The 24,413-nt window shown below is 36.0% G+C and carries 28 protein-coding genes; 8 read left to right on the top strand and 20 right to left on the bottom strand.

The window, feature by feature from the left end; all coding sequences use genetic code 11:
• Positions 1 to 32: 32 nt before the first annotated feature.
• The 15 genes from hisIE to FW780_RS02815 form a co-directional block, all read right to left on the bottom strand.
• Entirely contained in the window at positions 33 to 620 is a 588-nt protein-coding gene (gene hisIE / locus FW780_RS02885) for a bifunctional phosphoribosyl-AMP cyclohydrolase/phosphoribosyl-ATP diphosphatase HisIE (RefSeq protein WP_149832115.1), read from the bottom strand.
• A complete protein-coding gene (gene hisF / locus FW780_RS02880; protein WP_149832114.1) occupies positions 617 to 1,369 on the bottom strand; it encodes an imidazole glycerol phosphate synthase subunit HisF in 753 nt (250 codons plus the stop codon). The genes hisIE and hisF overlap by 4 nt, the downstream gene beginning before the upstream one ends.
• On the bottom strand, positions 1,362 to 2,084 hold the full coding sequence (gene hisA, locus FW780_RS02875; RefSeq protein ID WP_149833791.1) for a 1-(5-phosphoribosyl)-5-[(5-phosphoribosylamino)methylideneamino]imidazole-4-carboxamide isomerase: 723 nt from the start codon (positions 2,082 to 2,084) through the stop codon (positions 1,362 to 1,364). The genes hisF and hisA overlap by 8 nt, the downstream gene beginning before the upstream one ends.
• Positions 2,085 to 2,086: 2 nt before the next feature.
• Positions 2,087 to 2,665, bottom strand: coding sequence for an imidazole glycerol phosphate synthase subunit HisH (hisH, locus tag FW780_RS02870; RefSeq protein WP_149832113.1), 579 nt, complete (start codon positions 2,663 to 2,665; stop codon positions 2,087 to 2,089).
• 2 nt (positions 2,666 to 2,667) lie between these two features.
• Positions 2,668 to 3,762, bottom strand: a complete 1,095-nt coding sequence (gene hisB / locus FW780_RS02865) for a bifunctional histidinol-phosphatase/imidazoleglycerol-phosphate dehydratase HisB (RefSeq protein WP_149832112.1) — start codon at positions 3,760 to 3,762, stop codon at positions 2,668 to 2,670.
• A gap of 2 nt (positions 3,763 to 3,764) precedes the next feature.
• The gene (gene hisC / locus FW780_RS02860; protein WP_149832111.1) at positions 3,765 to 4,790 is read right to left on the bottom strand and encodes a histidinol-phosphate transaminase; all 1,026 of its coding nucleotides are present in this window, start codon (positions 4,788 to 4,790) and stop codon (positions 3,765 to 3,767) included.
• A gap of 132 nt (positions 4,791 to 4,922) precedes the next feature.
• A complete protein-coding gene (hisD, locus tag FW780_RS02855; RefSeq protein WP_149832110.1) occupies positions 4,923 to 6,197 on the bottom strand; it encodes a histidinol dehydrogenase in 1,275 nt (424 codons plus the stop codon).
• A gap of 233 nt (positions 6,198 to 6,430) precedes the next feature.
• On the bottom strand, positions 6,431 to 7,288 hold the full coding sequence (gene hisG / locus FW780_RS02850) for an ATP phosphoribosyltransferase (RefSeq protein ID WP_149832109.1): 858 nt from the start codon (positions 7,286 to 7,288) through the stop codon (positions 6,431 to 6,433).
• A gap of 248 nt (positions 7,289 to 7,536) precedes the next feature.
• On the bottom strand, positions 7,537 to 8,634 hold the full coding sequence (locus FW780_RS02845) for a glycosyltransferase family 4 protein (RefSeq protein ID WP_149832108.1): 1,098 nt from the start codon (positions 8,632 to 8,634) through the stop codon (positions 7,537 to 7,539).
• Complete coding sequence (locus FW780_RS02840) at positions 8,631 to 9,407, bottom strand: polysaccharide deacetylase family protein (RefSeq protein WP_149832107.1); 777 nt, start codon at positions 9,405 to 9,407, stop codon at positions 8,631 to 8,633. The genes FW780_RS02845 and FW780_RS02840 overlap by 4 nt, the downstream gene beginning before the upstream one ends.
• Position 9,408: 1 nt before the next feature.
• Positions 9,409 to 10,338: a glycosyltransferase family 2 protein gene (locus FW780_RS02835; RefSeq protein WP_149832106.1), complete on the bottom strand. Its 930-nt coding sequence runs from the start codon at positions 10,336 to 10,338 to the stop codon at positions 9,409 to 9,411.
• Between the two features lie 5 nt (positions 10,339 to 10,343).
• Positions 10,344 to 11,513: a glycosyltransferase family 87 protein gene (locus FW780_RS02830; RefSeq protein WP_149832105.1), complete on the bottom strand. Its 1,170-nt coding sequence runs from the start codon at positions 11,511 to 11,513 to the stop codon at positions 10,344 to 10,346.
• Between the two features lie 29 nt (positions 11,514 to 11,542).
• Entirely contained in the window at positions 11,543 to 12,355 is an 813-nt protein-coding gene (locus FW780_RS02825; RefSeq protein ID WP_047375006.1) for a 2,3,4,5-tetrahydropyridine-2,6-dicarboxylate N-succinyltransferase, read from the bottom strand.
• Between the two features lie 83 nt (positions 12,356 to 12,438).
• The gene (locus FW780_RS02820) at positions 12,439 to 13,050 is read right to left on the bottom strand and encodes a methyltransferase family protein (RefSeq protein ID WP_149832104.1); all 612 of its coding nucleotides are present in this window, start codon (positions 13,048 to 13,050) and stop codon (positions 12,439 to 12,441) included.
• A gap of 271 nt (positions 13,051 to 13,321) precedes the next feature.
• Positions 13,322 to 13,867 (bottom strand): C40 family peptidase, encoded by a 546-nt coding sequence (locus FW780_RS02815; protein ID WP_407643673.1) that lies wholly within the window; start codon positions 13,865 to 13,867, stop codon positions 13,322 to 13,324.
• 181 nt (positions 13,868 to 14,048) lie between these two features.
• On the opposite strand from FW780_RS02815, the gene FW780_RS02810 reads away from it, so the two are divergent.
• A complete protein-coding gene (locus FW780_RS02810; RefSeq protein ID WP_149832102.1) occupies positions 14,049 to 14,687 on the top strand; it encodes a hypothetical protein in 639 nt (212 codons plus the stop codon).
• 39 nt (positions 14,688 to 14,726) lie between these two features.
• Here FW780_RS02810 and FW780_RS02805 read toward each other — a convergent pair whose 3' ends face one another.
• Complete coding sequence (locus FW780_RS02805; RefSeq protein WP_149832101.1) at positions 14,727 to 15,095, bottom strand: hypothetical protein; 369 nt, start codon at positions 15,093 to 15,095, stop codon at positions 14,727 to 14,729.
• 386 nt (positions 15,096 to 15,481) lie between these two features.
• On the opposite strand from FW780_RS02805, the gene FW780_RS02800 reads away from it, so the two are divergent.
• Positions 15,482 to 16,165 carry a hypothetical protein gene (locus FW780_RS02800; protein WP_149832100.1) on the top strand — a complete coding sequence of 228 codons (684 nt, stop codon included), beginning with the start codon at positions 15,482 to 15,484 and terminating at the stop codon, positions 16,163 to 16,165.
• A gap of 132 nt (positions 16,166 to 16,297) precedes the next feature.
• Entirely contained in the window at positions 16,298 to 16,762 is a 465-nt protein-coding gene (locus FW780_RS02795; protein ID WP_149832099.1) for a hypothetical protein, read from the top strand.
• Between the two features lie 179 nt (positions 16,763 to 16,941).
• Here FW780_RS02795 and arr read toward each other — a convergent pair whose 3' ends face one another.
• Positions 16,942 to 17,376, bottom strand: coding sequence for an NAD(+)--rifampin ADP-ribosyltransferase (gene arr, locus FW780_RS22755; protein WP_407643676.1), 435 nt, complete (start codon positions 17,374 to 17,376; stop codon positions 16,942 to 16,944).
• 330 nt (positions 17,377 to 17,706) lie between these two features.
• The gene (locus FW780_RS02785; RefSeq protein WP_149832097.1) at positions 17,707 to 18,504 is read right to left on the bottom strand and encodes a Cof-type HAD-IIB family hydrolase; all 798 of its coding nucleotides are present in this window, start codon (positions 18,502 to 18,504) and stop codon (positions 17,707 to 17,709) included.
• Positions 18,505 to 18,807: 303 nt separating this feature from the next.
• Here FW780_RS02785 and moaA point away from each other — a divergent pair, with 303 nt between their 5' ends.
• From moaA to FW780_RS02760, 5 genes are read left to right on the top strand one after another with little or no spacing between them, the layout of a single operon-like run.
• On the top strand, positions 18,808 to 19,794 hold the full coding sequence (gene moaA, locus FW780_RS02780; RefSeq protein ID WP_149832096.1) for a GTP 3',8-cyclase MoaA: 987 nt from the start codon (positions 18,808 to 18,810) through the stop codon (positions 19,792 to 19,794).
• Between the two features lie 2 nt (positions 19,795 to 19,796).
• Positions 19,797 to 20,996 carry a molybdopterin molybdotransferase MoeA gene (locus tag FW780_RS02775; protein WP_149832095.1) on the top strand — a complete coding sequence of 400 codons (1,200 nt, stop codon included), beginning with the start codon at positions 19,797 to 19,799 and terminating at the stop codon, positions 20,994 to 20,996.
• Between the two features lie 8 nt (positions 20,997 to 21,004).
• Positions 21,005 to 21,481 (top strand): cyclic pyranopterin monophosphate synthase MoaC, encoded by a 477-nt coding sequence (moaC, locus tag FW780_RS02770; protein WP_149832094.1) that lies wholly within the window; start codon positions 21,005 to 21,007, stop codon positions 21,479 to 21,481.
• On the top strand, positions 21,462 to 22,067 hold the full coding sequence (locus FW780_RS02765) for an NTP transferase domain-containing protein (protein ID WP_149832093.1): 606 nt from the start codon (positions 21,462 to 21,464) through the stop codon (positions 22,065 to 22,067). Before moaC ends, FW780_RS02765 begins: the two co-directional genes overlap by 20 nt.
• Positions 22,068 to 22,077: 10 nt before the next feature.
• Complete coding sequence (locus FW780_RS02760; RefSeq protein ID WP_149832092.1) at positions 22,078 to 23,118, top strand: HesA/MoeB/ThiF family protein; 1,041 nt, start codon at positions 22,078 to 22,080, stop codon at positions 23,116 to 23,118.
• A gap of 9 nt (positions 23,119 to 23,127) precedes the next feature.
• Here the strand turns inward: FW780_RS02760 and FW780_RS02755 are convergent, their stop codons facing one another.
• Both FW780_RS02755 and FW780_RS02750 read right to left on the bottom strand, forming a co-directional pair.
• Positions 23,128 to 23,337 (bottom strand): hypervirulence associated TUDOR domain-containing protein, encoded by a 210-nt coding sequence (locus tag FW780_RS02755; protein ID WP_149832091.1) that lies wholly within the window; start codon positions 23,335 to 23,337, stop codon positions 23,128 to 23,130.
• Between the two features lie 76 nt (positions 23,338 to 23,413).
• Positions 23,414 to 24,331, bottom strand: a complete 918-nt coding sequence (locus FW780_RS02750; RefSeq protein WP_149832090.1) for a bestrophin family protein — start codon at positions 24,329 to 24,331, stop codon at positions 23,414 to 23,416.
• Positions 24,332 to 24,413 lie beyond the last annotated feature (82 nt).

Raw genomic sequence — 24,413 nt, 5'->3', positions numbered from 1 at the left:
TTTTAATTAAAAAACATTTATTTTCAAAGGTTTCATTTATTTCTGTTTTTAAGAATCTCTTCAATTTCCTCCAGTGAAAAACCTTTCGCTTTCAATAAAATCAAGAAGTGATACAGAAGATCTGCAGCTTCATTTTTAAATAGTTCTTCGTTATTGTCTTTTGCTTCTATCACCAGTTCCACAGCTTCCTCACCTACTTTTTGTGCCATCTTATTGATTCCTCTCTGGTAAAGTGAATAGGTATAAGAGTTTTCGGCTTTGGTATCAATTCTCTCAGATATTTTCTCTTCCAGTTCATATAAAAATCCTTTAGCATTCTTTTCACCGAAACAACTGAAGCTTCCTGTGTGACAAACCACATTTTTAGGAACAACTTTAATTAAAATAGTATCCTGATCACAGTCTATATCTATACTTTTTACCGTTAAAAAATTACCCGATTCCTCGCCTTTTGTCCAGAGTCTGTTTTTGGAACGACTGAAAAAAGTAACAATTTTATCTTTTTTTGTCTTTTCAAAAGCCTCTTCATTCATGTAGCCCAGCATCAGTACCTGCAATGTTCTGCTGTCCTGAATAACCACAGGCACAAGACCATTATCTTTATTAAAATCTATTTTCATCGTATTTCAATTTTTTGAGTTTTTAATTGTTGTTTTAAATCCTGAATTCCTACTTCATTAAAATGGAATATACTGGCTGCCAATGCTCCTGTAGCTTTTGTTTCATTAAATACTTTAACAAAGTCATCCGCTGCCCCGGCACCTCCTGAAGCAATCACCGGAATGCTGATTGTTTCCGAAACCAGCTTAGTAATCCTGAGATCAAAACCATTTTTGGTTCCATCACCATCCATAGAAGTAAGGAGAATTTCTCCTGCTCCCAAACGTTCCGCTTCCTTTGCCCATTCCACAGTAAGAAGTTCTGTTGCTTCCCTTCCTCCTTTGATATGAACGAGGTCAAGATCCCCAACCTGCTTTGTATCAATAGCTACCACAACGCACTGGCTTCCGAATTCTTTGGCAAGATCAGAAATAAGTGCCGGATTTTTTACCGCTGAAGAATTGATGCTGATCTTGTCTGCACCCGCATCCAAAAGCTTCCTAACATCTTCAACAGACGAAATTCCGCCTCCTACCGTAAAGGGAATACTAAGCTCTTTTGCAATATCTTTTACAAGTTCTACAAATGTTTTTCTGTCCTCAATAGTGGCCGTAATATCCAGGAAAACAAGCTCATCAGCTCCTTCCCGTTCATATTTTTTAGCAAGTTCAATCGGATCGCCTGCGTTTTTAAGATCTTCAAAGTTGATTCCCTTCACTGTAGATCCATCTTTAATATCCAGACATGGAATAATTCTTTTCTTAAGCATTTTCAATAAAGTTTTGAAGTTGTTGCAGGCTTATTTTTCCCTCATAAATTGCTTTCCCGATAATTGTTCCGGCACAGCCTATATCTTTCATTTTATAGACATCAGCGATCCCCGAAATGCCACCGCTTGCCACCAGTTGAACAGAAGTTTTATATAAAACCTCAATATACAGTCCTGTGGATGGGCCTTCCAGCATTCCATCCTTTGAAATATCAGTACATATTGCGGTCCGCATTCCTTTTCCCTGATATTGAAGAATAAAATCAACAATGTCATGATCACTTTCTTCCAGCCAACCCGAAGTTTTAATCTTCCGGTTTTCACAGTCTGCTCCCAAAATAATTTTCTCAGGGCAATATTTTTCCAGCATTCTGAAACAAAATTCAGGATTCTGAACGGCAATACTGCCTAATGTGATCTGTTTTGCACCGGAATTAAAGGCTGTTTCAATGTCCTGCTCTGTTTTTAATCCTCCTCCAAAGTCGATATGTAATGAAGTTGCTCCGGCAATATTTTCCAAAACCTTCTGATTCACAATATGCTTTGATTTTGCCCCATCAAGATCTACCAAATGAAGATATTGAATTCCAAAGCTTTCAAACTCTTTTGCCACTTCTACAGGATCTTCATTGTATATTTTCTTTGTGCTGTAATCTCCTTTTGATAAACGGACACATTTCCCGTCGATAATATCAATAGCCGGAATTATTTTCATCATTATAAGTTTATAAAGTTGCTAACGATCTGGTTTCCCACCATTCCTGATTTTTCAGGGTGAAACTGCACCGCATAGAAATTATCTTTCTGCAAAGAAGCACTGAATGGCAGAATGTAATCACAAACCGAAGTGGTAAAGTCTGACAGTTCACAATAATAGCTGTGAACAAAATAAACATCACTGTTTTCATTCATTCCTGAAAATAATGGTGAAGCCTGCCCTGAAAGTGTATTCCAGCCTATATGCGGAACAATATCCCTTGATGGAAATTTTCTGACATTAATATCAAAAATTCCCATTCCTTCAGTATTTCCTTCTTCATTTCCTTTACACATCAGCTGCATTCCTAAACATATTCCTAAAACTGGCTGTGTAAGACTGGGAATCAATATATCAAGTTCCTTTTCCTTCAATAGTTTCATTGTTGATGAAGCCTCTCCAACACCTGGAAAAATCACTTTATCGGCTTTTAAAATCTTTTCCGGGTCATCGGTAATCACAGAATCAACATTCAGTCTGTTGAGTGCATTTTGAACAGAATTGACGTTTCCACCGTTATATTTTATTATTGCGATCATATTTATAAACTTCCTTTTGTAGAAGGTAAACTGTAATTGGAGTCTGATTGGTTTACTGCCATTTTAACGGCTTTTGCGAATGCTTTAAAAATAGATTCAATCTTGTGGTGTTCATTATCTCCTTCTGCTTTGATATTCAGGTTAGATTTCGAGGAATCTGTAAATGATTTAAAGAAGTGAAAGAACATCTCTGTGGGTACATCTCCTATTTTTTCTCTTTTAAACGAAGCATCCCACACCAGCCACGGTCTTCCTCCAAAATCAATAGCCACCTGAGAAAGGCAGTCATCCATCGGAAGCAGAAAGCCATACCTTTCAATCCCTTTTTTCTTTCCTAAAGCTTTTACAATAGCTTCTCCCAGAACAATTCCGGTATCTTCTATCGTGTGGTGTTCATCTACAGAAAGGTCTCCGTTTACTTTGATTGTAAGATCCATATTTCCGTGTCTTGCAATTTGGTCAAGCATATGATCAAAAAAGTGCAGACCAGTTGAAATATCTGACTTTCCGTTTCCATCAATGTTAACTTCAATTTCAATTTCTGTCTCATTGGTTTTTCGGGACACTTTGGCCTTTCTCATTCCTGATTTTAAGAACTGATAAATCTCTGACCACTTTGTTGTAGACAACTCAGCTTCATTGTTAAAGTTCTGATTAAGATAAATAGCTTTAGAACCAAGATTTTTAGCGAGTTGAATATCAGTACTTCGATCACCAATTATATATGAATTTTCAAGATCATAATTGCCATAAATGTATTTCCCCAACATTCCGACACCCGGTTTTCTTGTAGGAAGATTTTCGTGTTCAAAGCTTTTATCAATTAAAATATCATTAAAGATGATGCCTTCATTTTCAAATGCTTTTACAATCTTTTCCTGTGGTTTTATAAAGTCTTCTTCAGGAAAACTCTCTGTTCCCAAACCATCCTGATTGGTTACCATCACCAGTTCGTAATCCAGTTCATTGGCTATTTTTGAAAGGTTCTGAAAAACACCCGGATAAAACTCAAGCTTCTCAAGAGAATCTACCTGAAAGTCAGTAGGCGGCTCAATAATTAATGTTCCGTCACGGTCTATAAAGAGTACTTTTTTCATGTTTAGATACTTTTTAAAAGATTAATTAATTTTTCATTTTCTTCACGGTTTCCCACATTAATCCTGATACATCCCGGAATCGCCGGATCTCTTCTGCTGGTTAAAATTTCTTCTTCCAACATTCTTGTATACACATTATCAACATTATCCATTCTGATCAGAAAGAAATTGGCATCTGTGGAGAATACTTTTGAAATACACTCAATTTCGTTAAACTGCTCCTGCAGCCATGTTCTTTCTTCCAGAATATTATTTACATTGTCCTGAAGCCTGTCTTCATCATCCAAAGTTTTCAAAATCAGTTCCTGGCTCAATACATTTACATTATAAGGTGCTTTTACCGTATTGATCAGACTGATGATTTCTTCGGATGCATAAGCCATTCCTACTCTAGCTCCTGCAATTCCCCATGCTTTAGAAAAGGTTTGCAGTACAATTAAATTGGAATATTGATCTAAAAGCTCCAGACTTGATTTTTTCCCTGAGAATTCGATATAAGCTTCGTCCACCACTACAATTCCTTTGAAATTCTTTAAATAAAATTCAATATCAGCGATACTATTTCCAGTAGGATTGTTAGGCGAGCATAAAAAGAAAATTTTAAGAGACGGATCATCTGAAATTTTTAAAAAATCATTTTTAATGATCTCAAAGTTTTCATCCAGATCCACTTTCAAGACTTTGTTTTCATTGATTGCTGCATAAAAACCATACATGGCAAAGGAAGGATTCATCATCAGAATAGAATCTTTTTTAGGCTCACAGAAAATTTTAATAATAAGGTCTATCAGCTCGTCGCTCCCGTTTCCTACGGCAATCTGTGAAGGCGAAAGGTTTTTAAGCCCTGCAAGCCTGTTTTTAAGCTTTTTCTGGGTAGAATCCGGGTAACGGTTGCATTCCCCAAAAGGGCTTTCATTGGCATCCAGCATAACGGGTGCATTAAATTCATTGTGATCCCTGAAACTGATGTAGGGTTGTAATTGTAATATATTTTCTCGTACTAAAGTATTGATACTGTTATTTTTCATTATTTCTTAATTCTTTTTTGGTAAACGTAAAGGCGCAAGTATTTATATTCACATATGCTTTATTTAAGGCGCAAGAAAATTTAAGATTTTCAGAAAAGACATGAATATTATTTTGCGTTTTCCAACATTTTATTATTTTAATCTTATGGATACTGCATTTTTGTGGGCAAACAGACCTTCTGCTTCTGCCATTAGTTCTATTGTTTTTCCCAGATTCTGTAGGCCTGCTTTTGAAAGTTGCTGGAATGTTATTTTTTTCACAAAGCTATCCAGTGAGACTCCACTGTAATTTTTCGCATAAGCGTTGGTAGGAAGTGTGTGATTGGTTCCACTGGCATAGTCTCCGGCACTTTCACAGGAATAGTTTCCAAGGAAAACTGAGCCTGCATTTTGAATATCAGGAATATATTTTTCAAAATCATTGATGGCAAGAATAAGGTGTTCAGGAGCATACAGATTACTGAACTCAAGAGCCTCTTCCAGAGAATTCATTACAATAAAAGAACTGTTTTCCAATGCCTGACCTGCAAATTCATTTCTGGGTAAGTATTTAATCTGCTGTCCAACAGCACTGATTGTTTCATCAAAAACTTTAAGGTCTGTCGTAATAAAAATAACCTGACTGTCACTTCCGTGTTCAGCCTGAGAAAGAAGATCTGCGGCACAAAATTCAGGAACAGCCTGTTCATCTGCTATAACAAGAACTTCACTCGGTCCTGCAGGCATATCAATGGCGACTCCAAAACGCTGAGCATATTCTTTGGCAGCAACAACAAACTGATTTCCCGGTCCGAAAATTTTATAAACAGCAGGAATGCTTTCTGTCCCTAAAGTCATTGCTGCAACTGCCTGAGCCCCGCCTGTTTTAAAGATTTTTGAAACTCCGCAAAGCTTTGCTGCATATAGAATGGCAGGATTAATATTTCCGTTTTTATCCGGAGGTGTACACAAAATAATTTCTTTACATCCTGCCAGATCCGCAGGAACAGCAAGCATCAACACTGTAGAAAATAATGGAGCAGTTCCTCCCGGAATATAGATTCCCACTCTTTCAACTGCGCGATTCTCGCGCCAGCAAACTACTCCTTTTGTGGTTTCGATTTTTTGAACTTCCTGTTTTTGGGAAGCGTGAAATTTGGAAATATTTTCTTTTGCCTGTTGAATTGCCTGTTTTAATTCATCATTAATCTGTTTTTCAGCCTCTTGAATTTCAGCATCAGATACTTTAATGCTTACGGTTTCTGCCTTATCAAATTTTCTATTGAATTCTATTAAAGCTTTATCGCCGTTTTTTGCAACTTCCGTGAATATTTCTGTGATCAAACCTGAAATTTCTTTCTGTTCAAGAGCAGGGCGTTTTACTAAATCTTTCCAGCTGTCTTTTGTAGGATATCTGTATATTTTCATTGTATTATTTTAAATTTAAATGCCTTTTTTAACTGTTAGGTTATTAATTTATAAGGTTTTAAATGCTTTTCAAAAACGCAAAGTTGTTAATTCTTATACTTGTTTAAGGCGCAAGAAAATCTAAGATTTTCAACAAGTATGTGAGTATGGTTTTGTGACTTACAACAGCTTTCAATTTTATTGCAGATAAAATCTTTGCGCCTTTGCATTAGCCAACATTCATCATCATTTTTCTAAATAACCATCTTATCAATTGGAATAATTAAGATATCCTGGGCTCCATTGTCTTTCAGTTCATCAATGACTTCCCAGAAGCGTTCTTCATCAATTACGGAATGAATACTGCTCCAGCCTTCTTCTGCAAGAGGAATTACTGTGGGGCTTTTCAATACAGGAAGAACTTCAGATACCTTTTGAATTTTTTCATTGGGAACATTCATCAGAATATATTTTGAGTTTTTTGCTTTTAAAACCGCCTCAATTCTGAATACGAATTTTTCCAGAATAGCTTCTTTTTCAGTCGATAATTGAGGTGTTTGAGCCAAAACAGCCTCCGATTTCAGCAAAGTAACTGTTTCACGCAATCCGTTTTTGAATAAGGTACTTCCGGAGCTTACAATATCACATATCCCATCTGCCAGACCAATATTAGGAGCGATTTCTACAGAACCTGAAATCACGTGAATATCAGACACAATTCCTTCTTTTTCTAAAAAGTTTTTGAGCGTATTTGGATAGGAAGTGGCAATTTTTTTTCCTTGGAAATAAGAGATTTCATCCGTTTCAATCTCTTTGGGAACAGCCAGTGAAACGCGGCATTTTGAAAACCCAAGTTTTTGGATTGTTTTTATATTTTTCCCTTTTTCAATCAGAAGATTTTCGCCCAGAATAGCAACATCCACCACTCCATCTTCCAGATACTGTGGGATATCTGAGTTCCGAAGGTACATGATTTCCATCGGAAAGTTATCTACTGAAACTTTGAGCTGGTCTTTCCCGTTATTGACGAAGATTCCGCAGTCTTTGAGAAGCTGAAGTGATTCTTCATAAAGCCGGCCGCTTTTTTGGATTGCAATTTTTAATTTACTCATTTTCCCTTTTTTGAGGTCTGAGCAAATAAAAACTGATCTATTGAAATTTCTGAGGAGAATTCAGGAAACAAAAAAACCGTCTATTTACTCAGACGGTTTTAATTATTTTTGATTTTAGCACATACTTATATCAATCAATTCCGCCTAACAGAGATGATGATGATAATGATGTAATGCTAAAAAAGTTGGTTTCATTGTATTGAATTATGATGCAAATGTAGGATTTATTTTTAAAATGCAAAGTTTTTTCAGATAATTTTTTGATAAAAATTCATCAGTTCTCTTGCAATGGGTTCGTCATTAAATTTCTGAACAAACTCAAAACCCTTTTCCTCACGGCGTTTTCTCTCAGATTCATTTTCCCAGAGAAATTTGATTTTAGCCCGGATATCAAGATCATTATCCGGATTGATGTACACAGAGTCTTTTCCTCCTGCTTCAGGCAGACAGCTTGTATTGCTAGTCACAACAACCGTTTTTGAGAAAAGCGCCTCAATAACAGGGATTCCGAAGCCTTCAAAGAAACTTGGATAAACAAAAATATCTGCCAGTTTATAGAGACAAGCCAGTTCGTTCATAGAAACTCCTTCCAGAAACAGTACCTGCTTTTCCATCTTGTTTTTTTTAAGAAAGCTTTCTATTTTCTGGTAATATTTAGTTTTCCTTCCCACCACTACAAGAGGAATTGCTGTATCCTTGATTGCTTTTACAATGTTCAAAAGATTTTTGCGGTCTTCGATGGTTCCAACATTCAGTACAAACCTTTCAGGAAGTTTATATTTCTCCTTTGCAGACTGCATCATTTCCGGAGCCTGTTGTTCTTTAAAAGCCTGGTGACAACCCTGATAAATGACTTCAATCTTAGTCTCAGGAACTTTTAAATACTGAACGATATCTCTTTTGGTCTGTTCTGAAATAGCGATAATTTTATCTGCCATATCAGCTGCTTTTTTAAATTTCCAGAAATGTATTCTCCTGTCAAAAAAGGAATAATACTGTGGATATCTAACAAAGATCAGATCATGAATGGTAACCACCTTTTTAATTGGTTTTGGATCCCATTTTAAAGGAAGTTCACCCGATAAACCATGAAAAATATCGGCTCCTTGTTTTTGGGCATCTTTACCCATTTTCAACTGACGAGAAAAGTTTCCTTTTGAGGTTTCAATAAACTGAACATTTCGGCGCTCAAGGATCTCTTTTCCTCTCTCCGACTTGTTTTTGTTAAGCAACAGATATTCGTTATCCGGTTCATACTCAGAAAGTATCCTTACCAAATCTCTTGAATAATTTCCAAGACCAGATGTGTTGTGGAAAAACCGTTTTGCATCAAAGGCAATTTTCATCGTTGTATCTGTTTTTGAAATTCCTGAAATGTACCGAATGTATGGCCTTTCTGTTTCAGCCAGCCTACAAAGGAATCAAATCTTTCTACCATATCTTTTCCTGAGTTTCTTACAGTAAATCCAGGAAGTTTAAACGCTTCATCTTTAATTTCTGCAAATTCCCATGGGTGGAAATAAATATTAAGATAACTGTCCTTTTTCAAGGTATCTGAAGCCAGTTTTTTGTAAAAAAACAAAGGGAAATTGTGAAAACTCAACCAAAACAGAGGAATTCTGAAGTTTGGCGACACGGAGGCCGGAACCTGTGTTACATTTCCTTCTTTGAAATAGGTTCTGGAAACTTTTAAGTTATTATATCTTCCCGGTAAAAATGTGGGATTGATTGATGAATTGTAAGAATATCCTGCTCTTTCAACTTCTTTTTCGTTTACTGGCATCATTCTCGGCATTCTTAATCCGGTTACCCTGGTAGAAAATAATTCTTCCAGTTTTTCTCTTGATTCTTTGAGATGTTTGTCTTCAAATTCTGAATGAAACCATGTGTGAGAGGCCAGTTCATGACCTTCATTCAACAGTCTTTCAATAAGATGTTTGCTATTTTCCGCAAAAACTACGGTAGAAAAGAAAGTAGCTTTTGCACTATGTTTTTTAAGGATATCGAGAATTCTCTCCAATCCTGTCTGTGAAATTGAAATCTGCTTTTCAAAGGGAATTTCACCCTTATATTCTAATGGCATATCAAATTCTTCAATGTCAAAACTCAATAAAACCATTCTAAAAATTTTTGTTTTTAATAATATAATTAGGTCTTTCTTTCACCTGTTTAAATATTTTGCCTAAATAAATCCCCATAATTCCAAGGATAATTAACTGAAGTCCTCCAAAGAAAACAATGGTCATAATTAATGATGCCCAACCTGAGATCTCTGTTTTGGCAATAAAGGAATGAATCACATATGTTCCATATCCTACTACTGAAAGCGCGGAAAATAAAAAGCCAAGATACGCTGCAAGATACAGTGGTTTCACACTGAAAGCTGTGATTCCCGTAAAGGCAAAAGTGAACATTTTCTTAAGGTTATAACTGCTTTTTCCTGAGAGTCTTTCTGCTGCAGTGAAGTCAATTCCTATCTGCTTAAATCCCATCCAGCTCGTCAGTCCTCTGAGGAATAAATCGTCTTCATTAAAGTTTCTCATTACATCAACCGCTCTCGCATCCAGTAATCTGAAATCTGAGCCTCCTCCTTTCGTCAAATTAACGTCTGACAGACTTGATAAAAGTTTGTAAAATAAGTCTGATGTTTTTCTTTTAAAAAAAGATATCTCTTTAGGATAAGTTCTGAAAGTAAAAACTACATCATAACCTTCTTCCCATTTCTTAATCATTTCCGGAATAATCTCCGGCGGATGCTGCAGGTCTCCATCCATCGAGATAACTGCATTTCCCTGAGCATTGTCCATTCCTGCTTTTACTGCGGGCTGATGGCCAAAATTCCTCGAAAATTCAATGAATTTCACTTCTTCATACTGGTTGGAAAGTTCTTCTAATTTTTGTTGGGTATTGTCTCTGCTGCCATCATTCACAAATATGATTTCAAAGTCGTAGCTGCTTAAACCATCAAAAACTTCTTTAATTTTCTGATGGATCATGGCAACGTTTCCTTCTTCGTTATAGGCGGGAATTACAATTGAAATTTTCTTCATATCTATTAATTCAGGCTGTAATTTTTCTCAAAATCTTTAGTCAGAAGTTCATAAGTCACTCTCAACCAGATCACAATACAAGGTACGGCTTTTAATGAATATTTGATGATATAGTTTTCTTTTACAAATTTCGGGAATAGATCCGAAGTTGAAAAACATGTGAAAATAATGACAAAAACAAGTAGTCCTATAATAAGCGGTGTTCTTTCTTTCTGAAGGAAAAACCATATCAGCACTCCTACCACTGCAATAATATACGTTGGAGATTCTGAGCTTGAGCTGAACAATACCAAAAACAGTAAGGTTGAAGCCAGAATCATCAGCTGGAACGCATAGTGCTTATATTGCTTAATTCTGATATAAGGTAAAGCAAAAAGTGGCAATCCACCTGCTAAAAACACAAGGTTAGAAATGGAAGCATCTCCTAAAACCCTTCTTACAAAGCCCATCAGCGAGATGTCCTGCATATTTCCCAACACCTGATTTTCACTGTTCTTTTCTACAATAGACTGAAACCAGTCTGAGTAACACTGAATAACAAACTGCGGACTTGAATACGCCATTGGAAGTACAAAAAACAATACGGCAATAGCAATTCCTGAAAGAATAAATCTGGTTTTGTTTTTAATAAAGAAAAACTGTGTTAATCCTACAATTCCGTAGATTTTCACAAATATTCCGATTAAAATTGCGGTTACAGATTTTACTTCTTTTCTTTCGTAAATGTATACTGCAGATAAGAGCAAAAGTCCCGTAAGTGCAACATTGAATTGCAAACTTAAAGCTGCTGTAATGTATTCCTGAAGACAAAGCAATCCGAAAATTGCTTTTTTGCTGTCTGAAAACGGCAGCTTATAAATACCATAGATGAAGATAAAAGTATTGGCAATATTCCAAAGTGAGATTCCCAGCCAATCCGGCATCATGGCAAACGGAGCAATCAATGCACTGAAAAATACACCATAATGGTTTAGGTCAAAATAAAGATCAGGATAATGGATAAATAAGTTTTTCTGATGAATGGTATTAAAGAATACATTTTTAAAAATCAGATAGTTATTGATCGCATAATCTCCTCTCAGATATTTGGAAATTGCTGTAACAACGGATATAATAAGATAAACCCCAAATATATATTTAGGGTTTAATAGTATTTTAAGAAATTTTTCTTTCAAGATTGTGGTATTAGCTTACAAAATTAATTTTAAACCGCTACATTATTATCTCTCAATGCGTCATTCAGAGATGTTTTCTTATCTGTAGATTCTTTTCTCTGACCAATGATCAAAGCACATGGAACCTGATATTCTCCAGCCGGATATTGTTTTGTATAACTTCCAGGGATTACTACAGAACGTGCAGGAACTCTTCCTTTGATTTCAATAGGTGTATCTCCTGTAACATCGATGATTTTTGTAGAAGCCGTAAGTACTACGTTAGCACCCAACACCGCTTCTTTTTCTACGTGAACTCCTTCTACAACGATACATCTTGAACCAATGAAGCAATCATCTTCAATGATTACCGGTGCCGCCTGTAATGGCTCCAATACTCCACCGATACCTACACCACCACTCAGGTGAACATTTTTCCCGATTTGCGCACAGCTTCCTACTGTAGCCCATGTGTCTACCATCGTCCCTGAGTCTACATAAGCTCCAATATTTACGTAAGATGGCATCAAAATTACTCCCGGAGCAATGTAAGCTCCTTCTCTCGCCACTGCATGTGGTACAACTCTCACACCTTTTTCAGCATAGTTTCTTTTTAAAGGCATTTTATCATGAAATTCAAACGGACCTACTTCAATAGTTTCCATTTTTTGGATCGGAAAATACATTACTACAGCTTTTTTCACCCATTCATTTACCTGCCATCCGTTTTCTGTAGGTTCAGCAGTACGAAGTTCACCTTTATCAACTAAAGAAATAACTTCTCTGATCGCCTTCTGGCTGTCTTCATTTTGTAATAGTTCTCTATTATCCCAAATATTTTCAATAGTTTGTTGTAACGACATGTTTCTTATTTAAATTAGTTTGAAAAATTATACCGGCCAAAGATACAAAAAAGTTCAGCAAAACAGTTTTTAACATTATGCTTTTAATAAAGGCCAAACATGCGTTTAACTCTCTTTTTATAAGCTGTGTAAATTTGTCCGTGTTCTTTCATCAAATACTCTTCTTCAAGCCGGATCTGAATCTGCATCAAAATACTTCCAATTAAAAGGAACATTAAAGCAATTACCGTTGGGATAACAAGAAAAAAACCGACAAGGCTTATCGTCATTCCCAGGAATATAGGATTTCTTGAATATCTGAATAATCCATGAGTCACAAGTTCTGTTTTTGTTGTATTATCAATCCCTATCCGCCATGAATTTTTCATTTGAATCTGAGCTGTGATCACCCAAATCAAAGCCAGAATCATTACAATAAATCCTATATACTGAACGGTAATATCCTCCAGAAAGCTGATCTTACAAGCAGAAAAAACATCTTCAGGAAAAAATGAAAGAAACATTGCATAAATAAACAATGCAAACAGAATGATTTTAAAATACAATCCTACAAGTCCATAAGCAGAGCCATCCTTAGGAAGAACATTCGGGTTTTTGCCTATCTGTTTGGCTACTTTATAACTAATCCCAACAAAGGAAATGGTAAAAAATAGTATAAAATATAAAGGAATAAAGAATTTGATGAAATCTGTCATGTGAGAATAGTTTTGGACAAATTTCCGGCGTTTCAGAATGCAATACTATTGCAATGATTCATTACAGAAAATTACAACTGAAAGTGTAAGAATTCCCCTCCTCCGGAGGGTGGCGAAAATTCAAAGAATTTTTGACGGGGTGGTTAAAGAGTATAATTATATAAATTTTGGCTAAAGCTGGTTGATTGTTATTTTATTAAATGTGCTAAAGCCCGTCACTATTGAATTATTTTTCTGACTATTACCATCCGGGCTTTATTAAATCAATGTCTTACAAAACCCTTTGGGCATGAAGATAGGCCTTATTCCAGTATTTTTCGTTCAGGGATGAAATCATTACTCCTTTTGAGGTAGAAGCATGGATGAATTTCACTTCTCCATCCGGACCAATATCATGGACGATCCCAACATGAGATACTCTGCTTCCTCCAGCTGTTGCAAAAAACAAAAGATCACCGGGTTTTACGTCTTTGATATCAATGTTTTTTCCGGCTTCTGCCTGATCAGAAGATCTCCTTGGAAGGCTGAAATCATTTTCTTCAAATACTTTTACAGTAAATCCGGAACAGTCAAATCCTGATGATGTATTTCCTCCGAATTTATAGGGTGTTCCTATATACTTTTCGGCGTCTTTCAGAATATCATTAATTGATCTGGATACACTTCCGTCGAATTTTGAATCCAGTTTTCTGAGGTTTTCAGATTTAGCCACCGTTTTCGTATTTGATTTTTTACTACCGGAAACGCTTTTCGATGATCCGCAGGAAACCACAAAAACAGAGGCTGCCAATACAACAACGATCTGCTTTATTTTCATTTTTTGTTGAAATAATTCCGTTCCCATATTCTTCTGATTTATAATTAATTAACAAAACACATCGCAAATATACATTTTATATTTTAATTATGATACAACTATACTACAACTATATTATAAATATATGTTAAAATTTTGTTTTCAACTATTTATTGGTATATTTGATCTCTATTTTGAAAATATGGCAACATATGAAAGTCTCATCAAGATCACAGGGGCTGTAGGCGACCTTGTATTTTATAATCTGAACGGTAAGAATGTGGTTCGGAAGAAAAGCGGGTTCAATAAAACTGCTTTTAAAAAAAGCCCGACGTATGAGAAAGTACGGCAGAACAGTTCGGAATTCGGGCATTGCTCCAAAATTGGAAAGATTATCAGGAGTACTCTGGAACTTTATATCAAAGAAGCAGGTGATCCCCTCCTCTACCAGAAGTTTGCAAAGGTTATGACCATGATCAAAGACCTGGATATGATTTCCGGAAGGGGAAAACGAACGGTTGAAAATGGATTAGAGACCGAGGAAGGAAGAAAACTCCTGAGAGAATTTCAGCTGGGTATAATTCCTACTATTTCGGATTGTATCAGAATTGAGGATCAGATTCTCTATAAAAATATTGATTGTATTGCTGATAAAGCCGTAATTCTAACTATAAAATTAGATTCTGAAAATTACAGCACAGAATATGCTGAAGAAATAATCAACTGGAGTCAAGAACAGCAAAAGCCTTTTAAAAAATATTTTTCAGAAAATGATCTTCTCCTTTACTTTATAGTTTTGAAGAATGATCACGATGAGATTACCCACATGGGATTTGTTTAAATAAAAAAGTCTGCAGTAGATTCTGCAGACTTTCTTGTTTTATTTCTTCTCTCCTTTCCAGCTTCCTGATTGTGCCGGTGTAGGAAGTGCGTTGGACCAGTTTCCGTTTCCTTTTTTCTCCGTTGTTAACGTTCCCTTGAAATCTCCTTGTGAAGGAAGTCCTACTCTTGCGTTAAGGTCTCCTGTCTCACTTAAATTTCCGGAAATGCTGTAGTTTTCATTATTAACATCGGAATGCATTGTTCCTACCACTTTACCACTCTCATCTACCACGAAGTTCCAAACTCCTTTATCATTTCCTTCATAAGAACCTGACCATGTTCCTACATAATCATAGATGGTATCATCATTAGAACTGCAGCCGATAAATAAAAACGCCGTTAATAAAAGTAAAAAAAGTTTCTTCATAGTTTCAGTAGTTTTATAACCTAAAATCCTGTTATTCTCCATGTACTTCCCTTCTAAAAATTCCGTCACAGAGAATAGTGCTTAATATTTATTATTTTTTTGTTCCGTGCAAATCTACTAATTTTTTCATTCAAATTATCTGAATTTTAATTAGCACCCAATATGTTTATTAAAAAACAACATATTTTGGCTAAAATACAAATATTTTTCAAACAAATACAAGGTGTATAAATTTTGAGTTATTTAAAAAATGACATCTGAAATTTAATATTATGCTGTTCAATATCTGTTTACAAATACTTTATATCAGATTTCAGGCTATTTCTACATCAGTTTTAAAGTTATTTCCTATATTAGTGAAAAATTTAACCTTTTCAAAAAACAACATGAAAACAAGAACATTCTTTTTGACAGCACTTGCTATTGGTGGGAGCTTAACAGCACAGGTTGGGATTAATACATCTGCTCCTTCTCATACACTGGATGTCAATGGTCTGGTAAGAGTAAGAGGACTTTCAAATGCTGAAAAAAAAATTGTTGCAGCGGATGCACAGGGAGTTTTAACGCTTATATCTCCTGAAGAAATTTTCGCTCCGAAAGCTTTATTGAACACTTCCACTTCTTCCACTGAACAAAGGTTCACCGTCTATGAAGGAAAATGCTTTCAACCCACTGATAATGCATCTTCCTGTACCGTTTCTTTAAATCATTACACCTCCTGTTCCGGATTTACCAATCCTGTAGACACCCAAATTATTGTGGGACAGGGCATCAATACAGGTAACGGACAGTTTTTAGGAACCTGGACAGCCCGGTATGTTGACAATAAAGGATTCAGCGGAACGACCCCTGTTGCTAATCAGACAGCACCGGATTATCCAAGAATCTCCTACCCAACAGCCAATACTGTAAACTATTTAGGGGTTGGCAACTTCAATGGTCAATGCAATACTGATCTCATAACAACGATCAACCAGACCACCGGAGATATAAAAGTAGAGTCTGTAAAACGAAGCATGTTTGCACATCTTGTGTATCTTATCAACATTGCACGTTCCAGATCTTTATAATAGTCGATATTTGATTTCAAAAGAGCAGCCATAATTAAATTGTGGCTGTTTTTTTTTGAAATTTCGTTAATGATTGGTTCCATTTTTTATAAGGAATAGAAATACATCGTTTAAAAACCGTACTATTACAATATGAAACAGATACTGACTGAAGAAACTTTTTCCTCACCACAATGGTTAAAAATAATCTGTTATTTTTTCGGAATTCTCTTAGCGATAACCGGATTTAATCTTGTGATGCAGAATGACTTTGCACAAGAGGTTGTTTTTTTGACACCATTCCTTTTGCTGATTGTTGTTAGTATGTTCATGTATACCCGGCTAAAACTAGTCATTTCAAATACGGATATTCGCTTTACTGGAGGTTTGAAGCAGCATCATTTTCTCTGGACTGATATTACAAGAATAGAGATGAAAATGGTTGGAAAATATCAGACTCCGGTCTGTATTTTATACTATGGTGAAAAATCACTGGAACTCGATAGAAGTTTTTATTTAAAAAGACAATTCAATAGAATCTTATCATTGCTGGAAATGAAGGTCGCACCGGAACTTTTCTCCAGACAATATAAAACGATCTGCCGTCACCTCATTTAAGTTGCTAAATTACCCAACAGAAAAGCCCCCATCGGGAGGCTAAAACTATTGGATGAATGAAAAACTTATCCCAAATCTATGAAATATTCATTCTTCCTTTTATGCGTACAATCATAATCAGAGATTTTCATTGCTGCTGTTATTTTATATTCATACTATTAATATAAAGGTTTATAAGACTAATTGATGATCTCTCCTTTGCTGTCATCTAATTTTTCACGAAATCTTTTAAGATCTTCAGGGTTGGGTTTTGTCCATTCTTTAGCCTCGCCAATAATTTTTAAAGGCATTTCGGAACGATAAGAACGGGTGGGATTTCCCGGGAATTTCTTATCTGTCACATTGGGATCATTTTCATAAATACCCGTTGGTTCCACAATATACACGCGCTCTACTCCATCACCTTTTGCCAAAGCAGCAGCAAGCCCTGCTCCGTTAATTAAAGCTGTAAAATAGATATGATTCATTTTTAATTCAGACTTATAATTTGAGTTTCCGCCTGCCGTCAGTACATCTCCAATCTGCAAATCCGCTTTTGTTCCATGGTAAAAAGGTCCTTTATCAGAAGGGTGATTTTTTAATAACAGTGACAGTTCAGCATTCTTTTTTGACATTTCCATATTTCCTAAACTCTCATAGCACTTAGAAATATTTAAGTAAAGAGAAGGTAATGCACTTTTAACCGTATCATCATTTATTTTTAATGCAAATTCTAAAGAGGTTTCAAGCCACTTCAAACGATCAGCTGATGTTTTTTGATGACGTGACACATAATGGGCTGCCAGAAATTTTTCATGATCGTCTGTCGCTTCATCCCAAGCTTGTAAAAACAGTCTTTCCGCATCTTCAGGCATGTCTTTATCTTCCATGCTCATCCCCTGAAGGCAAAGCTTGATAACATTATTAAAAGGTGAAAATTCCATGTTTTATTTTTTTCAGAAAAATCAGTTTTGCAGGTAAGCTTTAATTGTTTTCAATACACCAAAGCTGTCATTAGTAGAAGCTTCAAAATTAGCAATCTGCTTCACATCAGGATGAGCATTTTCCATAGCATAAGAATATTTTGCATTCTTCAGCATTTCTATATCATTCATATAATCCCCAAAGGCCATCGTGTTTTCGGGAGAAATCCCCAGAGACTTCTGAAGTATTTTCAGGGCATTCCCTTTATTAATATCTTTATTCATGACATCCAGCCAATGCGCACCGGAAATAACTACTTCAAGGCCCATATCTTCAAATTTTTTAAGAGCAGGGTAAAGATGTTTTTCAGAACCATCCGGATGATATACTGCAATTTTAAAGGCTGTATCATCTATTTTTTCCGTCAGATCATCTTTTTTCATGTTTTGGGTATAATACTTTGAGAAAAAATCTACGAACTGCTGATCATCGGTTTCATAATAAGCATATTTCTTAGCTGACAATACCGCTTTAGCTCCCGGTATTTCACGAACAGTCTTAATAATCTCAACAATATGATTATACTCCAGCCTATCTGCAAAAAGTTCCTGATCTTTATAGATCACATAACCGCCGTTTTCAGCAATAAAACCGATTTCACTCTCTATATCTCCGAAATAATGGGTAATTCCGGGCATCTGTCTGCCGCTTGCGGGTACAAATAAAATGTTTCTTTTTTTCAGTTCCTTGTAAACATCTGAAAATTCAGGGCTTATTTGATGGCTGGAATTGAGAAAAGTTCCGTCCATGTCGGTAACAATTAATTTAATATGCTCCATAATTTTAGTGGGAAAGGCTATATTCTGAATGAATCAGAATCACAATTGGTTTATTCTTTTTCAAAGATACCGATTTTATTATTTTTTCTTTCAATGAATATTTCTTAATATTTCATTTTACTGACTTTTTAATCTTCTTAATGATTCTTTTTCCGTGTTCCCTTTTCGGTAAAACCAATTACAACAAAAATTAGCTTTAATATCCCAACTTTGAAAAAAGAGATTATTAAGTAATAAGTCTAAAATTGATCATCACCACAAAAAACATTCAGTATATTTGTAATAGGACTCATTGTATTTAAAATGTTGACAGATAAATTTGGAAGGAATATTAATTATCTCAGGCTTGCTATCGTAGACCGATGTAATCTCCGCTGTACTTACTGTATGCCGGAAAATGGTCTTACATGGATTAAGCAAAAGGAATTAATGACTGATGAAGAAATGCTCAGAATCTGTTCCGTATTTACAAAAATGGGAGTAGATAAAATCAGAATTACCGGAGGAGAACCATTTGTCCGAAAAAACAGTATTGAACTTATCCGGAAAATATCACAATTAGATGGTCTGACTGATCTCAGTATCACGACCAATGGTCTTCTTACAGAACCTTATATTCCGGAGCTTAAAAAATTGGGAATTAAATCTGTTAATCTAAGCCTTGATACCCTTGATAAAGAACGGTTTTTCAGAATTACCCGAAGAAATAGCTTTGATAAGGTCATGAAAACACTAGACAGTCTTCTTCAGCATCATATCCAAGTAAAAATTAATACGGTGGTGATGGAAAATGAAAACATTGAGGATATTAATCCCTTGGTGGAACTTACGAAAACTCTTCCCGTTGATGTTCGTTTTATCGAAGAAATGCCCTTCAACGGTGGTGATACAGATGTTTCTTTGAAATGGAATTTCTCACAGATTTATAATCATATAAAGGAATATTTCCCTGAAATACAAAAAGTTCAGGATCCTAAAAATTCAACGGCATCTAACTATCAGATTCCCGGTTTTGCAGGAAATATAGGAATCATTGCAGCTTATACACGTTCATTTTGTGGAGATTGCAACAGAATAAGAATCACGCCTTCCGGTATTCTCAGAACCTGTCTCTATGAAGGTACCGGCGTAAATCTCAAAGATGAGATCCGGATGGGAAAAACAGATGAAGAGCTGAAAAGTATAATCATCAACAGCATACAAAACAAGCCAAAGGACGGATGGGAAGCTCAAAAAGTGAGCCTGAGTGCATCACAAATTCATCAGTCTATGGCAACAATCGGAGGATAACTATGGAAATGATCAGTGTACAACAGGCAGAAGAAATCTTACTTTCACAAATCAAAGATTTTGGAACGGAAGAGGTTTTCTATGAAAATGCATTAGGAAGAATTTTAGCTGAAAATATTCTTGCAGACTGTGATTTACCGCCTTTTGACAGGTCAACGGTAGATGGAATTGCAATCAGTTTCAATTCATATGAAAATGGAATTCACACCTATAAAATAAAGGCTGTACAAGCCGCCGGAGAAGTTCCTGCTTTCATTGATGCTAAAGACGAATGCATTGAAATCATGACCGGAGCAGCATTGCATTCTTCTATAGATACTGTGATTCGTTATGAAGATATTGCAATTGATAATAATCTCGTGAGCTTTACTATTCCGATTAAAAAAAGACAGAATATCCACCTGAAAGGAAAGGATAAAAAAGCTGGAGAAATAGTGGTAACAGCAAATCAGGTCATCACACCCTCCATTCTAGGGATTGCTGCATCAGTTGGAAAAACTTTATTAACCGTAAAAAAGCTTCCCAAAGTTGTTATTATTTCCACCGGAGACGAAATGATATCTCCTGAAGACAAACCTACTCCATTTCAGCTAAGGCGTTCCAATGGAATCACTATAAAATCTGTTTTAGAAAAATATAAGATCAGTGCAGATCTGCTGCATTTGAATGACGATTTTCAGTTAATAAAAAATAAGCTTTCGCAATGTATTGAAGGGTATGATATTTTGCTGATGAGTGGCGGAGTTTCTATGGGAAAGTTTGATTATCTTCCAAAAGTCTGCGAAGAGCTGGGAGTAGAAAAACTTTTTCACAAAATAAAGCAAAGACCGGGAAAGCCTTTTTGGTTTGGAAAAAGCCAAAATGAAAAACTTATTTTCGCCTTTCCTGGGAATCCTGTTTCCGTATTTATGTGTCTTCACCGGTATTTTATTCCCTGGTTGGAAAGGTCTTTAGAGATTCCGGAAACAACACAATACGCTATTTTGCAGAATGATCTTGATTTTCCTTTTCCGTTGCAGTATTTTGCACAGGTAAAACTCAATGTAAACGAATCCGGACAGCTGATTGCAGAATCAATCAACACCAATGGTTCCGGAGATTTTTCCCATCTTGCGGAAACCAATGCATTTATAGAACTTCCTCTTGAAAAAACAGAATTCAGGAAGGGCGAAGTATACAAAGTCTGGAAATATAATTTTTAATCTTACACATGACAAACTTTTCACATCTTAATAAAAAGGAACAGCCGGGCATGGTGAATGTAGGCAGCAAAAAAATTACGCACCGAAAAGCAATGGCTAAAGCGGTTGTAATACTTCCTGAAAATATTCTGGCAGCACTCCAACAAGATGATTTCAAGACTAAGAAAGGATCTGTATTCCAGACCGCCATTATTGCCGGAATAATGGCCGCTAAGAAAACAGGTGAGCTAATCCCCCTCTGCCATCCTATTGGTATGGATAACTGTGAAATTGATATTGATATCAATGCTGAAAACGAGATTGAAATCTATTGCACAGCTGAGATTGAAGCAAAAACAGGCATCGAAATGGAAGCTCTTACAGGAGCATCTGTTGCCGCTCTTACAATTTATGATATGTGTAAAGCGATGAGCCATGATATTGTGATCAAAGAGATAAAATTAATTGAAAAATCAGGTGGAAAAAATGATTTCAAAAGAGATTGATTTCCCTCCATTGAACGGGCTGGTACTTGCTGGAGGAAAAAGTCTGCGAATGGGAAATCCTAAAGATAAAATCAATTGGCACGGGAAAGAACAACGGTATTATGCAGCTGATCTTTTAGCTCAGTTTTGTGAGAATGTTTTTATTTCCTGCAGACAGGATCAGTTGGAACATTTCGATACGGATTACAATGCCCTTACCGATACTTTTTTAAATATGGGTCCTTTCGGCGGAATACTTTCTGCCTTGCGCTCTCAAAGAGATAAAGCATGGCTTGTAGTAGCCTGTGACCTTCCTTTGCTGGATAAAAAATCATTAGAATTTCTGATTCGTTCCAGAGATGTTGAAAAAGCTGCAACAACTTACGAAAGTCCTTTTGATGGTCTACCGGAACCATTGATCACAATCTGGGAACCCAAAAGCTATCCCTTACTTCTGAATTTTTTAGGTTTGGGAAATACCTGTCCCAGAAAAGTTCTGATGAATAGTGATACATTGATATTAAAACCAAATAATCCTGATGCTTTGATGAATGTGAATACACCGGAAGAAATGGCAAAAGCAGAGGAAATTCTAAAGAAGTTATAAAAAAATACCCATGAGTGATCCTTTTGAACGTTATCATTGCCAGATTTCTTTACCGGGATTTGGTATTTCTTCCCAGGAATTGCTTAATAATGCTAAAGTTCTGATTGTGGGAATGGGAGGCCTCGGCTGCCCCACAGCACAATATCTTACTTCTTCAGGTATAGGAACTATAGGCCTTGCGGATGATGATCTTGTCTCAGAAAGCAACCTGCATCGTCAGATTCTATATGCCCCTCATGATATTGGAACATATAAGGTAGATGCTGCCGCAAAAAAATTACAGCAGCAAAACCCGTCTGTTTCTATTATTCCTTATCGTTTGAAAGTAACTTCCTTAAATGTTATGGAGTTGATTTCGGAATTCGATCTGATTGTTGAAGGAACAGATAATTTTGAAACGAAATGTCTATTAAATGATGCCTGTGTTTTGGCTGGAAAACCTTTAGTCTATGGAGCTATTTACCAGTATGAAGGTCAGGTAAGTGTATGGAATGTTTTGCAAAAAGACGGCACATACTCCCCCAATTACCGTGATGTTTTTCCTGATGCGGAAGAATCACAGGTTCCCAACTGCAGAGAAGGCGGTGTACTTCCTACACTGGCAGGCATTATTGGGTGTATGCAGGCCAATGAAGCTATAAAATATTTTACTCAGCCACAGGATATATTAGCAGGAAAATTATGGATGATGAATGTTCTGAACGGCAAAACCCACGTTATTAAATTAAAGAAAACAGCTGTACAGATTACAGCATTACTTCAGACTGTTCAGGTTGTTACATTTGAAGAACTGATACAGGAGAAAGATCATTTTGAAATTATAGATGTACGTTCAGCAGAAGAGCATCAGCATTTTAATATAGGAGGAACCAATATTCCTGTAGAAGAATTAGAACATTATGTACATTCCTTTTCCGGTTTTTCAAAACCAATTTTGATGTATTGTCAATCCGGGAAACGCAGTGCAGAAGCTGTAAGAAAAATAAAAAAAGTTTTTCCTGATAAAGACATATTTTCATTAAAAGACGGCATTCATAAGATGCAGCCATAAAATAACAGATTAAATCTTTGTGAGTGCAGATTCTTTATGAGCTGCAATATGATCAGATTTATCACTTTTGATTTCATATTGAGGACTGTCTTCAGTGGCATGATGAGTGTAGCCTTTATAACTGAAGTCTTTTGTATGGATGGTAATGATTGTTCCTGAAACTCTTCCTGCCTCAGAGTTCCAGCTTACTTTATCTCCTATCTTAAATTTTGTTTTCATATCATTTATCTTTTAATCAAATAAACTTTTTTGACCCTGGAATTCTCCGGATATCTGCTAAAGTTTTTAGATTCTGTCAGTCAATAATGTTCTGAGGCATTTTCTGAGAAATAGCAATCTGTTCTCCGGCCATTTCATGAATTGTTTCATCAATCATAATGCACATACTGTTGAGAGCCAAATCGTTGGCATCCGTTCCGAAAGGCTCCTCAATCTCATCCGCTATCGCTTCAAATGCAACAAAAGTATAAGCCACAAATACAACAATAAGGGGTGTAAACCATTCTAGCGAATCTACCAGCCCAAAAGGTAACAGAAAACAATAAATATACACAGTCCGATGTAGCAAAACCCTGTAACTGTAAGGAATAGGAGTTGAAATAATTCTTTCGCATCCACCCAAAATATCAGAAAGCTTATCAAAATTTTCATCAAAGCGTGCCTGTTGTATAGAATCCAGATAGCCATCCTCTTTTGCTATCTGTACCCATTCTGCAAGCAGCCGCATAATAACTGCCGGTTTATATTTTGATGCTGCGGCAATTTTCAGTTGATCTTCATTAAGCCTTACTTGTAAATCTTCATAGGCATCTGTTCCTCTCAGCTGATGTTTCAGTGCAAAGACAAAAGCACTAAGCAACTGAACAAAATGATGAACTGAAACCTGATTATCATTCAGATTTTTCAAAGTGATTGCCTGGCGGGTCAAGGCACGGGCAGTGTTCAACAATGCCCCCCATAACTTACGTCCTTCCCAGAAGCGGTCATAGCTGGCATTGTTTCTAAACCCGAGAAATAAAGCCAATACAAAACCGAACAGCGTAAGTGGTGCTGGGTTTAGGGGAACTTTAAACGAAAAAATTGTTCCATGGAAATAGGTCACCAATAAAGAAAGCATTAAAAGCAACCCCAAACGGGGAAGTAATGCTGGCAAAACAGAACCATGCCATACGAAAAGCATTCTGAACCAGTGTTCCTTTTTTCTTATTATCATTATTAAACTGTAAAATATTGTTTCACCCGGAATTTTTTTACTGATCCATTTAGCTGATACTATAAACAAATTACATCCGCAA

This window comes from Chryseobacterium sediminis (assembly GCF_008386505.1).
Taxonomy (GTDB): Bacteria; Bacteroidota; Bacteroidia; order Flavobacteriales; family Weeksellaceae; genus Chryseobacterium; species Chryseobacterium sediminis.
Note: the sequence above shows the minus strand (reverse complement) of the source record. Positions and strands in the feature narration are given on the sequence as shown.

Excerpts from the sequence above, each read along its gene's own strand:
- FW780_RS02835 (WP_149832106.1), bottom strand. The coding sequence starts at position 10,338 with ATGAAGAAAATTTCAATTGTAATTCCCGCCTATAACGAAGAAGGAAAC.
- FW780_RS02845 (WP_149832108.1), bottom strand. The coding sequence starts at position 8,634 with ATGAAAATTGCCTTTGATGCAAAACGGTTTTTCCACAACACATCTGGT.
- FW780_RS02810 (WP_149832102.1), top strand. The coding sequence starts at position 14,049 with ATGGCAACATATGAAAGTCTCATCAAGATCACAGGGGCTGTAGGCGAC.
- moaC (WP_149832094.1), top strand. The coding sequence starts at position 21,005 with ATGACAAACTTTTCACATCTTAATAAAAAGGAACAGCCGGGCATGGTG.
- FW780_RS02755 (WP_149832091.1), bottom strand. The coding sequence starts at position 23,337 with ATGAAAACAAAATTTAAGATAGGAGATAAAGTAAGCTGGAACTCTGAG.
- hisIE (WP_149832115.1), bottom strand. The coding sequence starts at position 620 with ATGAAAATAGATTTTAATAAAGATAATGGTCTTGTGCCTGTGGTTATT.
- moaA (WP_149832096.1), top strand. The coding sequence starts at position 18,808 with ATGTTGACAGATAAATTTGGAAGGAATATTAATTATCTCAGGCTTGCT.
- FW780_RS02820 (WP_149832104.1), bottom strand. The coding sequence starts at position 13,050 with ATGACAGATTTCATCAAATTCTTTATTCCTTTATATTTTATACTATTT.
- hisG (WP_149832109.1), bottom strand. The coding sequence starts at position 7,288 with ATGAGTAAATTAAAAATTGCAATCCAAAAAAGCGGCCGGCTTTATGAA.
- FW780_RS02815 (WP_407643673.1), bottom strand. The coding sequence starts at position 13,867 with ATGAAAATAAAGCAGATCGTTGTTGTATTGGCAGCCTCTGTTTTTGTG.
- FW780_RS02805 (WP_149832101.1), bottom strand. The coding sequence starts at position 15,095 with ATGAAGAAACTTTTTTTACTTTTATTAACGGCGTTTTTATTTATCGGC.
- arr (WP_407643676.1), bottom strand. The coding sequence starts at position 17,376 with ATGTCAAAAAAGAATGCTGAACTGTCACTGTTATTAAAAAATCACCCT.
- hisA (WP_149833791.1), bottom strand. The coding sequence starts at position 2,084 with ATGAAAATAATTCCGGCTATTGATATTATCGACGGGAAATGTGTCCGT.
- FW780_RS02750 (WP_149832090.1), bottom strand. The coding sequence starts at position 24,331 with ATGATAATAAGAAAAAAGGAACACTGGTTCAGAATGCTTTTCGTATGG.
- FW780_RS02825 (WP_047375006.1), bottom strand. The coding sequence starts at position 12,355 with ATGTCGTTACAACAAACTATTGAAAATATTTGGGATAATAGAGAACTA.
- FW780_RS02775 (WP_149832095.1), top strand. The coding sequence starts at position 19,797 with ATGGAAATGATCAGTGTACAACAGGCAGAAGAAATCTTACTTTCACAA.
- hisD (WP_149832110.1), bottom strand. The coding sequence starts at position 6,197 with ATGAAAATATACAGATATCCTACAAAAGACAGCTGGAAAGATTTAGTA.
- FW780_RS02795 (WP_149832099.1), top strand. The coding sequence starts at position 16,298 with ATGAAACAGATACTGACTGAAGAAACTTTTTCCTCACCACAATGGTTA.
- hisB (WP_149832112.1), bottom strand. The coding sequence starts at position 3,762 with ATGAAAAAAGTACTCTTTATAGACCGTGACGGAACATTAATTATTGAG.
- hisC (WP_149832111.1), bottom strand. The coding sequence starts at position 4,790 with ATGAAAAATAACAGTATCAATACTTTAGTACGAGAAAATATATTACAA.
- hisF (WP_149832114.1), bottom strand. The coding sequence starts at position 1,369 with ATGCTTAAGAAAAGAATTATTCCATGTCTGGATATTAAAGATGGATCT.
- hisH (WP_149832113.1), bottom strand. The coding sequence starts at position 2,665 with ATGATCGCAATAATAAAATATAACGGTGGAAACGTCAATTCTGTTCAA.
- FW780_RS02800 (WP_149832100.1), top strand. The coding sequence starts at position 15,482 with ATGAAAACAAGAACATTCTTTTTGACAGCACTTGCTATTGGTGGGAGC.
- FW780_RS02765 (WP_149832093.1), top strand. The coding sequence starts at position 21,462 with ATGATTTCAAAAGAGATTGATTTCCCTCCATTGAACGGGCTGGTACTT.
- FW780_RS02760 (WP_149832092.1), top strand. The coding sequence starts at position 22,078 with ATGAGTGATCCTTTTGAACGTTATCATTGCCAGATTTCTTTACCGGGA.
- FW780_RS02785 (WP_149832097.1), bottom strand. The coding sequence starts at position 18,504 with ATGGAGCATATTAAATTAATTGTTACCGACATGGACGGAACTTTTCTC.
- FW780_RS02840 (WP_149832107.1), bottom strand. The coding sequence starts at position 9,407 with ATGGTTTTATTGAGTTTTGACATTGAAGAATTTGATATGCCATTAGAA.